General features: G+C 73.4%; 9 protein-coding genes. 6 read left to right on the top strand and 3 right to left on the bottom strand.

The features are described 5' to 3' along the window. Positions 1-23: 23 nt before the first annotated feature. A complete protein-coding gene (locus ACFRMQ_RS33310) occupies positions 24-1,484 on the bottom strand; it encodes a purine-cytosine permease family protein (protein ID WP_380734487.1) in 1,461 nt (486 codons plus the stop codon). Positions 1,485-1,760: 276 nt separating this feature from the next. Here ACFRMQ_RS33310 and pepN point away from each other — a divergent pair, with 276 nt between their 5' ends. Beyond that, positions 1,761-4,250 carry an aminopeptidase N gene (gene pepN / locus ACFRMQ_RS33305; RefSeq protein ID WP_380734486.1) on the top strand — a complete coding sequence of 830 codons (2,490 nt, stop codon included), beginning with the start codon at positions 1,761-1,763 and terminating at the stop codon, positions 4,248-4,250. Between the two features lie 81 nt (positions 4,251-4,331). After that, on the top strand, positions 4,332-4,970 hold the full coding sequence (locus ACFRMQ_RS33300; RefSeq protein WP_380734485.1) for a hypothetical protein: 639 nt from the start codon (positions 4,332-4,334) through the stop codon (positions 4,968-4,970). Here the strand turns inward: ACFRMQ_RS33300 and ACFRMQ_RS33295 are convergent. Further along, positions 4,906-5,805, bottom strand: a complete 900-nt coding sequence (locus tag ACFRMQ_RS33295) for an AraC family transcriptional regulator (protein ID WP_380734484.1) — start codon at positions 5,803-5,805, stop codon at positions 4,906-4,908. The genes ACFRMQ_RS33300 and ACFRMQ_RS33295 overlap by 65 nt on opposite strands. 88 nt (positions 5,806-5,893) lie before the next feature. Between ACFRMQ_RS33295 and merB the strand changes: the two genes are divergently transcribed. Beyond that, complete coding sequence (gene merB / locus ACFRMQ_RS33290) at positions 5,894-6,586, top strand: organomercurial lyase (protein ID WP_380734483.1); 693 nt, start codon at positions 5,894-5,896, stop codon at positions 6,584-6,586. Between the two features lie 168 nt (positions 6,587-6,754). Next, complete coding sequence (locus tag ACFRMQ_RS33285) at positions 6,755-7,165, top strand: hypothetical protein (protein WP_380734482.1); 411 nt, start codon at positions 6,755-6,757, stop codon at positions 7,163-7,165. 13 nt (positions 7,166-7,178) lie between these two features. Here the strand turns inward: ACFRMQ_RS33285 and ACFRMQ_RS33280 are convergent, their stop codons facing one another. Continuing rightward, complete coding sequence (locus ACFRMQ_RS33280) at positions 7,179-7,445, bottom strand: hypothetical protein (protein WP_380734481.1); 267 nt, start codon at positions 7,443-7,445, stop codon at positions 7,179-7,181. Between the two features lie 114 nt (positions 7,446-7,559). On the opposite strand from ACFRMQ_RS33280, the gene ACFRMQ_RS33275 reads away from it, so the two are divergent. Together ACFRMQ_RS33275 and ACFRMQ_RS33270 are read left to right on the top strand one after the other, a co-directional pair. Next, positions 7,560-8,156 carry a TetR family transcriptional regulator gene (locus ACFRMQ_RS33275; RefSeq protein WP_380734480.1) on the top strand — a complete coding sequence of 199 codons (597 nt, stop codon included), beginning with the start codon at positions 7,560-7,562 and terminating at the stop codon, positions 8,154-8,156. Positions 8,157-8,189: 33 nt separating this feature from the next. After that, positions 8,190-8,888, top strand: coding sequence for a hypothetical protein (locus ACFRMQ_RS33270; RefSeq protein WP_380734479.1), 699 nt, complete (start codon positions 8,190-8,192; stop codon positions 8,886-8,888). Positions 8,889-9,030 lie beyond the last annotated feature (142 nt).

The raw sequence follows: 9,030 nt of genomic DNA, 5'->3' as shown, positions 1-9,030 counted from the left end.
GTCCGGGGCGTCGCTTCGCGGGATCAGACGGTGACCTGGTCGGCCCCCTGCTCCTGGAGCTCGGTGGGAACGTTCTCCCGGGGGGTGGGGAGCACGGCCATGATCACGGCGGAGATCACGATGGTCGCCGCCCAGGCAAGTCCGTACTTGCCTATCGGGGTGTCGGAGAGCGGGCCGGCGAACCAGTCGCACTTGGTGAAGGCGAGCCCCATCAGCAGGGCGAGCACCCAGGCCACCATGGCCTGCCAGCAGAAGCCGCCCGTGTACCAGTACCGGCTGGTGCGGCCGGTGTCCATCAGCGCGGCGGGGTCGTAGCGCACCGCGCGCGAGCGGCGGCGGAACATGTCCACCGCGTAGACGCCGATCCAGGCCGAGAAGGAGACGGCGAGCAGGATCAGGAAGGTGATGAAGGAGCCCAGGAAGCTCTTCGCGACCAGCATCAGCAGCAGGCCGCCGACCAGCGAGATCACGGCGTTGATGCTGACGGCCATGGCGCGGGGCAGCTTGACCCCCATGGTCTGCGCGGTGAAGCCGGCCGAGTACATGGAGAGGCTGTTGATCAGCAGCATGCCGACGATCGCGGTCAGCAGGTAGGGCACCGCCAGCCAGGTCGGCAGCAGGTCGCCGAGGAAGGAGACCGGGTCCGCGGCCTGCGCCAGGCCGGGTGAGGCCACCGCCATCACGGCGCCCATCAGCACCATCGGCACCATCACCAGGCCGGCGCCGGAGACCGTCACGCCGACGATCTTCCGGCCGGAGGCGGCGTGCGGCAGGTAGCGGGCGAAGTCCGGGCCGGTGGGGACCCAGCTGATGCCGCCGGCGGCGATGGTCCCGATGCCGGCGATCATCATCGCGGTGGTGCCGGCGGGCTTGGCGAAGACCTCGCTCCAGTGGATGGTCGCGACCAGGTAGCCCAGCACCAGCACGCTGAAGACGCCGAACAGGTACGTCGACCAGGTGTTGCAGACGTTCAGCGCCTTGCGGCCCAGACCGGACACCAGGAAGGTGCAGGCGACGAAGGCGAAGAGCGTGACCACGATCAGCGCGGTGTTGCTCTTGACGCCGAAGAGCAGGTCGAGGACGGTCAGCACGGCGTAGGCGCCGGTGACGGCGTTGATCGTCTCCCAGCCGAAGCGGGCGATCCAGAGGATGGCGCCGGGGAAGAGGTTCCCGCGCACCCCGAAGGTGGCCCGGGAGAGGGTCGCGCCGGGCGCCCCGCCCCACTTGCCGGAGACCGACACCACGCCGACCATGCCGAAGGAGACGAGCGCCGCGCACCCGGCGACGATCAGGACCTGCCAGAAGTTCAACCGGTTGAACACCACCAGGGCCGCCCCCATGGTGAGCAGCAGGACGCTGATGTTCGCCGCGACCCAGGTCGGGAAGAGCTCGCGGACTCTGCCCCGGCGCTCGTGGTCGGGAACGGGATCGATACCGCGGGTCTCTATCGCGCCGTCGGTGTCGGCGGTGGACAGATTGTCCATGGGGGTGGCTCCGGGCGTGTGAAGCGGGAGGTGAATCGGACAATTGGGATCTTCGTGGAACTCTTCGCGCGTAGCACGGGAGTCAAGTCATCCTACTTTGTTGAGGAAGTAACCCGATTGCGGTAGTTGATCGCCGACGGAGGCGAGCGGCGGCGACCGGAGGCGAGCGGCGACCGGCCGGCGCGCGGCCGTCGCGCGGCCGTCGGGGCGGAAGCGGTGCGACCGGGGCCGAAAAGAGAGTGCCCCCGACCCGTCCGATGGAGCAGCATGATCCGCATGTCCGATACCTCCGTGCTCACCCGTACCGAGTCCGTCGAGCGCCACGAGCTGCTCGACGTCCGCACCGTCCACCTCGACCTCGACCTGACCCGCGGCCGGGAGGTGTTCGGCTCCACCACGGTGATCCGCTTCGGCTGCGCCGCCCCGGGCGCCGCGACGTACGTGGACGTCAAACCGGCCCGACTGCGCCGGGTGGCCCTGAACGGCCGCGACCTGGACGTCACCGCGCTGCGGGCCGGCCGCTTCCCGCTGACCGGCCTGGCCGCCGACAACGAACTCACCGTCGAAGCCGACATGGCCTACTCGCACACCGGCGAGGGCATGCACCGCTTCACCGACCCCGCCGACGGCGAGGACTACGTCTACACCCAGTCCTTCCTCGACGACGGCTCGCGGGTGTTCGCGTCCTTCGACCAGCCCGACCTCAAGGCGCGCTACACGGTGTCCGTCACCGCGCCCCGGGAGTGGACGGTGGTCGGCAACGGCGTGGGCCGCGAGGCCTCACCCGGCCGCTGGGAGTTCGCCCCCACCCCGGCGATCAGCAGCTACCTGGTCGCCGTGGTGGCCGGCCCGCTGCACTCGGTGCGCGCCGAGCACGACGGGATCCCGCTCGGCCTGCACTGCCGCCGCTCGCTCGCCGCCCACCTGGACGCCGACGCCCCCGAACTGCTGGAGGTCACCCGGCAGGGCTTCGACCACTACCACCGGGTCTTCCGGCACCGCTACCCGTTCGACAGCTACGACCAGTGCTTCGTGCCGGAGTTCAACGCCGGCGCGATGGAGAACCCGGGCTGCGTCACGCTGCGCGACGAGTACGTCTTCCGCTCCGCCGTGGACGACACCAAGCGCGAGGAGCGCGCCCTGGTGGTGGTGCACGAGATGGCGCACATGTGGTTCGGCGACCTGGTCACCATGAAGTGGTGGGACGACCTGTGGCTGAACGAGTCCTTCGCCGAGTACATGGCCTACCGCGTCACCGCCGCCGCCACCCGCTTCACCGGCGCCTGGACGGGCTTCGCCGCCAACCGCAAGAGCTGGGGCTACGACGCCGACCAGCGACCCTCCACCCACCCGGTGGCCCCCGGCGCGGTGGACGACACCGCGCAGGCGCTGCAGAACTTCGACGGCATCTCCTACGCCAAGGGCGCCGCCGCGCTGCGCCAGCTGGTCGCCTGGCTCGGCGAGGAGGCCTTCCTGGCCGGGGTCAACGACTACTTCGACGAGCACGCCTTCGGCAACGCCACCCTCGACGACCTGCTCCGGGCGCTGACGGCGGCGAGCGGCCGCGACGTCCACGGCTGGGCCGGCCGCTGGCTGCGCACCACCGGCGTGGACACCCTGCGGCTGGCCGACGGCCGGATCGAGCACACCGCGGGCGCCGGCGGGCCGCGCCCGCACCAGCTGACCGCGGGCCGCTACCGGCGCACCGCCGACGGCGCCCTGGAACTGGCCGAGCGGGTACCGCTCGACCTGGCGGCCGACGGCGGGGAGCCGCACCTCCTCGACGGCGCCGAGCTGACCCTGCTCAACGACACCGACCTCAGCTTCGTCAAGATCCGGCTCGACCCCGGCTCCTGGCAGACCGTGCGCTCCTCGCTCGGCGCGGTGCCCGAGGAGCTGGCCCGGGCGGTGCTCTGGAGCGCCGCCCGGGACCAGGTGCGCGACGGCGAACTGGCGCCCGGCGAGTACCTGGAACTCGTCGCCGACCACCTGCCCGGCGAGACCTCGGTGCACCTGGTGGACGCGGTGCTCGCCTTCGCCCGCGGGTTCGTGGTGGACAGCGCCGTGCCCCCGGCCGAGCGGCCCGCGGCGCTGGCCACACTGGCCCGGGCCTGCCGCGCCCTGCTGCGGCGCACCGAGGACGAGCCGGACGGCACCGGGCTGCGCCTGCTGGCCGTGCGCGGGGTGATCGGCACCGCCACCGGCGGGGCGCAGGCCGCCGAACTGCGCGACTGGCTGACGGCCGGCACCGTGCCCGGCGGGCCCGAGCTCGACCCGGACCTGCGCTGGCAGCTGCTGCTGCGGCTGTGCGTGCTCGGCGCGGCGGGCGAACCGGAGATCGCCGCCGAACTCGCCGCCGACCCCAGCGACACCAGCCAGGAGGGCGCCGCCCGCTGCCGTGCCGCGCTGCCCGACCCGGCGGCCAAGGAGGCCGCCTGGCAGGCGCTGTTCCACGGCGAGCTCTCCAACTACCTGGCCGCCGCCACCGCCCGCGGCCTGTGGCAGTCCGAACAGGCGGAACTGCTCGACGAGTTGACGGTGCGTTACTTCAAGGAGCTGGCGGCTGCCGCCGGCCGCCGCGGCCCCGCACTGGCCCGGGTGCTCACCACGGCGGGCTTCCCCGCCTTCGCCGCGACCGAGCGGACGGTCCGGGCGGCCGAGGAGTGCCTCGCCGACCCGGGCCTCACCGCGGCGACCAGGCGTGGATTGGTGGACCAGCTGGACACGCTGCGCCGCGCGGTCCGGGCCCGGGCGCTGACCGAGTAGCGGCCCCGGCCCGACGGGCGGTGGCACACCGGAGGGGCACGCCCCTCCGGTGTGTCGGCGGCGTGCGGCAGGATGATCATCATGACGGATTCACTCACCTGGCTCGCCGAACCCGAGTCGATCGCCTACGGCGGCTACAGCGTGGTGCTGGCCCGCGGCCTGGAGTCGGAGGAACTCGTGGCCCGGATCGTCGAGGGGCTCCCGGGGCGCACCGCGCGGCCGCTCGGCGAACTTACCGCCGAGGACCTCGTCGAGGACCACGAGCTGGAATTCGCCGGTGACTTCGAGGGCATCGCGCTGCACCACGGGCGCAGCGGCGACCTCGCCTTCGCGGTGGCGTACGGCTACTGGCAGGGGGAGCTCGGCGTTCGACCGGAGGTCTCGCGGGGTGGCGCCGAGGTCTTCCACGTCGAGTTCGAGGAGGAGAACGGCAAACCGGTACCGCCCTTCTTCGCCGCGCACCGGGACGGGCGGCAGATCTGCCACCTCAACCTCCACCTGGACCACACCTGGGGCTCCGGTGAGGTCGAGGGCGAGCCGGCCACCGCCGCCGCCCTGACGGCCGAGCTGGCCGCAGTCGGGCTGCCCGACCCCGACCGGCCGGGAGCCGACCTCCACCGCGCCTGCCTGGAAGTCCTCGGCCGCCACTTCGGCCTCACCCTCCCGCGTGCCCTGGTGCGGGAGGCCGCCCTCCCGGCCGTCCTGTTGGAGACCGGCTGAGCGGGCCGGCCCCGGTCCGGTAGACGCCGGGGGTCACGCCGTAGGTGCGGGCGAACCAGCGGGTCAGGTGCGCCTGGTCGGCGAAGCCGCTCGCGGCCGCCGCGACGGCGGGGGGCTCCCCGGCCGCCAGCAGCCGGCGGGCCCGGCGCAGCCGCAGGTCGCGCTGGTAGGCGCTCGGCGCGAAGCCGTACGCCGCGCGGAACGCCCGGTGCAGGGCGAAGCGGCTGCACCCGGCGGCCTCGGCCAGTTCGGCGATGCCGAGGTCCTCGGTGAAGCGCTGCTCCAGCAGCTGCCGGGCGCGGGCGGCAGCGGTGGCCGCCGGGGCCCGACTGCGGTCCGGGTCGGGCCGCGTCGGCCGGGCGGACCCGTGGTCGGCCAACGCGAGCACGGCGGCGGTCAGCCGCTCGTCCACCACGAGGCGTGGGGCCGCGCCCGCCACCGCGCGGTGCAGCCCGGACAGGGCGCGGGCCAGCCGCGGGGCGTCGAGGACGGGGGCCGGGAAGAGCGGCGGACCGGCGCGGCGTGGATCGGCGTCGGCCAGGACGGTGCGGAACAGCTCCTCGCCCACGTGGAGCATCCGGTAGCGGTAGCCGTGCTCCGCCGCCGGCCGGCCGTCGTGCGGGTCGTCCGGGTTGAAGGCCATCACCAGGCCAGGGCCGGTGGTGCGCAGCCCGCCCCGGCAGCGGAAGGACTGCGCGCCCTCGTCGGTGACGCCGACGGAGTAGGTGTCGTGGGAGTGCACCGGGTACACGAAGTCGCGGAAGTGCGCCCGCATCGCCTCCAGGGCCAGCCCCGGCACCCGCCAGTACGCCGCCCGCTCCCGCTCCGTCGCCATCCGCTCCAGGATGGCGCACCGGCGTTCAAGACCGGTGGACGGCCCCGGGGCGAGGCTGGGGGCGAGAGCACCCGAGGACCGGAGGAGCATGATGGAGCACTCCCGCGACGAACGGACCGAAGACGTCCGGCTCGCCGTCTACGCCCACTTCGCCGACACGGGCCGGGCGCCCGCCCCGTCGGAGCTCGCGCGGGCCACCGGCCTGCCGGCGGCGGCCGTCCGGGCCGCCCTGGAGGAACTGCACACCGGCCGTGACCTCGTCCTCGACGACACGGACCGGGGCCGCGTCGTGATGGCCCATCCGTTCGCCGCCGTCCCGCTCGGCTTCTCGGTGGCGGGCCGGCGCACCCTGTGGTGGGGCGGCTGCGCCTGGGACTCCTTCGCCGTCCCGCACCTGCTGCCGGAGGAGCCGGACGTCCTGGTCGCCACCCGCTGCCCGGCCTGCGACCGCCCGCACGCCTGGGTGGTCGGCCGCGAGGCCCCGCCGCCGGGCGGGCAGGTCGCCCACTTCCTCGTGCCCGCCGCCCGGGTCTGGGACGACGTCGTCCACACCTGTGCCCACCAGCGGCTGTTCTGCTCCACCGGTTGCGTGGACCACTGGCTGGCCGCCACCGGTTCCCCGCGCGGTGACGTCCTGGACCTCGCCACCCTGTGGCGCCTCGCCCGCGGCTGGTACGCGGGCCGCCTGGAGAGGGGGTACCGGCGGCGCGACCCGGCCTCGGCGAGCGCCTACTTCGCGGAGGTGGGTCTGCGCGGGGCGTTCTGGGGGCTGCCCGGGTAGCGGACCGTGCCGCCGTCAACCGGCCGGGTCGGCTTACGCCTTGAGGCGCGAACGGGGCGGGAACGGTCCGTGAATTGTTCCCCGGGCGGGGTGGACTCCCCGGCTGTGCGCGGGTCCTGCGGGCATCATGGGCCGCGACCGGGGCGTCGCGGGACAGGGAGTCGACCGATGGGTGGGCCGATGGGCAGGCCGGTGGCGGAGTTCGGCTGCGCGAAGTGCTACGGCGAGGACGAACGGGCCGTGTGGGGGCGGCAGCGGGAGGGGTTCGAGCACGAGGCGGAGGTGCTGGACGGATCGCGCTTCGCCGTCAACCTCCGGCGCTGCCGGGAGTGTTCGCAGAAGTTCGTGTGGATCTTCACCGCGGTCGTGGACTGGATGGGCGGGGACGACGCCCAGTACGTGACGATCATGCCGGTCACCGCCGACGAGGCCGCCGGGCTGACGACCGGCACCCTGCGCCCCCACGACCTCGGCGCCCTCGGCCGGGGCCGCCGCCACCTGAACCACGACTGGCCCACCGGCGGCCCGGCCCGGCTGCACTGGCGCTCGGGCCGCTTCCTCGTCACCCAGGGCCGGTAGCGCCCGCCGGGTGCTACTTCCGGTGGCCGAGGCGCCGGACGAGCTTCCGTTCCGCCTTGAGCAGCAGGGGCAGCAGCGCGTAGACGACGACCGGGACGACGAGACCGGTCATGACCAGGGTCCGCAGTGCCAGCGGCAGGCGTCCGAGGTGGGGGCCGAGCAGGACGAACGCGGCGGTGATGGTCGGGTAGACGGCGAGCCACGTGAGCAGGGCCCGGCGGTGCACGGACGGGGCCGCGGGGGCCGCCGGGGCCGGTGCGGTGATGGCGTCGGTGCTCATGACGTGTCCTTCCGTGGGTGAGCGGCTGGATATTCCAACCTGCTGGTTGGAGTTTGGCAGGTGCGGGCGAGGATGTCCAACCCAATGGTTGGAGACTCGCGATATGGTTGCCCCATGGCCTGGGACACCGCACGCACGCAGCAACTCCTCCTCGACGCCGCGGTCGAGGAGTTCGCCGAGTTCGGCCCGGACGGCGCCCGGATCGCCCGCGTCGCCGCCCGGGCGGGAGTGAACAAGGAGCGGATCTACCAGTACTTCGGCAACAAGGAGCAGCTCTTCGGCGCGGTGCTGGCGTCCGAACTCGGCAAACTGGCGGAGGCCGTGCCGATCGCGGCGGTGCCGGGAGCGGGGCTCGGCGACTTCGCCGGACGCGTCTTCGACTACCACTCGGCCAACCCGCACTTCTCCCGCCTGTTGGCCTGGGAAGGGCTGCAACGCGGCACGGAGGCCGAGGAGTTGGCGGCGGAGCCGGAGCGCACCGCGCACTACGGGGAGAAGGTCGCCGCCGTCGCGGCCGCGCAGAAGGCGGGCGAGCTGACCGAGGACGTGGATCCGGGGCGGCTGATGTTCGCGGTGATCGGCCTGGTGAACGCGTGGTTCACGCTGCCGCAGATGGTCCGCCTGCTCCTCTCCGGCGCGACCGACCCGGCGGCGGACCGGGAGGCCGTCGTCACCCTGGTGCGCCGCCTGACCGGGCCGGCACCCCACTGACCCCGCGCTCCCCGATCGGGGATCATGGGCACAATGGAACACTTCGCGCCGGTGAGCGTCCTCGCCCTCCGTCCTGCCCTTCCACGTCCCCAGGCGGTCAGGAAGGGGGCGGGCATCCGTCCGCTGATCGACGGGCGGGACGTGCTGGCGGAGACGCACCCGGACGGCGATTCGAGCTGCTACCAGGAGAAGTGGCTCGGTCCGCCGGAGACGTGGCCCTTGTCAGCCGCTCCCGAACCCCGCCGTGTCGAACTGTCGAACAACGACTGCGACACCGGCTGCTGCGGAGGAGTGTTCGTCACCATCCGGCGTCGTGACGACCGCGTCGAGTGGACGGACTGGGAGAACACCAACGACATCCGGGTCCCGATGCCTTCGGAGGTCCGGTTCGACGCCGCACAGTACGACGCCGAACTGGCCCGAGCCGTGGCCGACCACGGCTGGGAGGAACCGGTGGACACGGCGGCCCGCCTGCTGGCCCACCGGATCGCCGCGACCGACTGGTACGAGCGGTGGGACTGCCGGCCGTTCGCGCACGGCATCAGTGTGCAGGAGCGGGGAGAGCCGGCGCGCGTGGTCATGTCCTTCCTGACAGGCCGGTCCGACGAAGGTGGTGCCTACCGCTGGCACGTCATGCCCGTGACCGAGCGGGAGCCCGTCGACGAACAGGTACGGCGCTTCGTCGAGCGGATCACCGCCACCGACCCCCGCGAGAGCGCGGAGGGTCACTGACGGCGGCCCGGGAGCCTCGCACAGCGGGCGCTGCTTGTGATCTGTGGGGGGATCCTCCGCGTGCGGGCCGGCGGGTGGGGTGTTCGTTGAGGGAGGACAGCTGGCGGCGCGGGCTGGGGAGCAGAGCGGCATGGTGTGGTAG

It is taken from the genome of Kitasatospora sp. NPDC056783 (genome assembly GCF_042789895.1).
GTDB lineage: Bacteria > Actinomycetota > Actinomycetes > Streptomycetales > Streptomycetaceae > Kitasatospora.
This window is presented reverse-complemented; position numbering and strand designations above follow the sequence as displayed.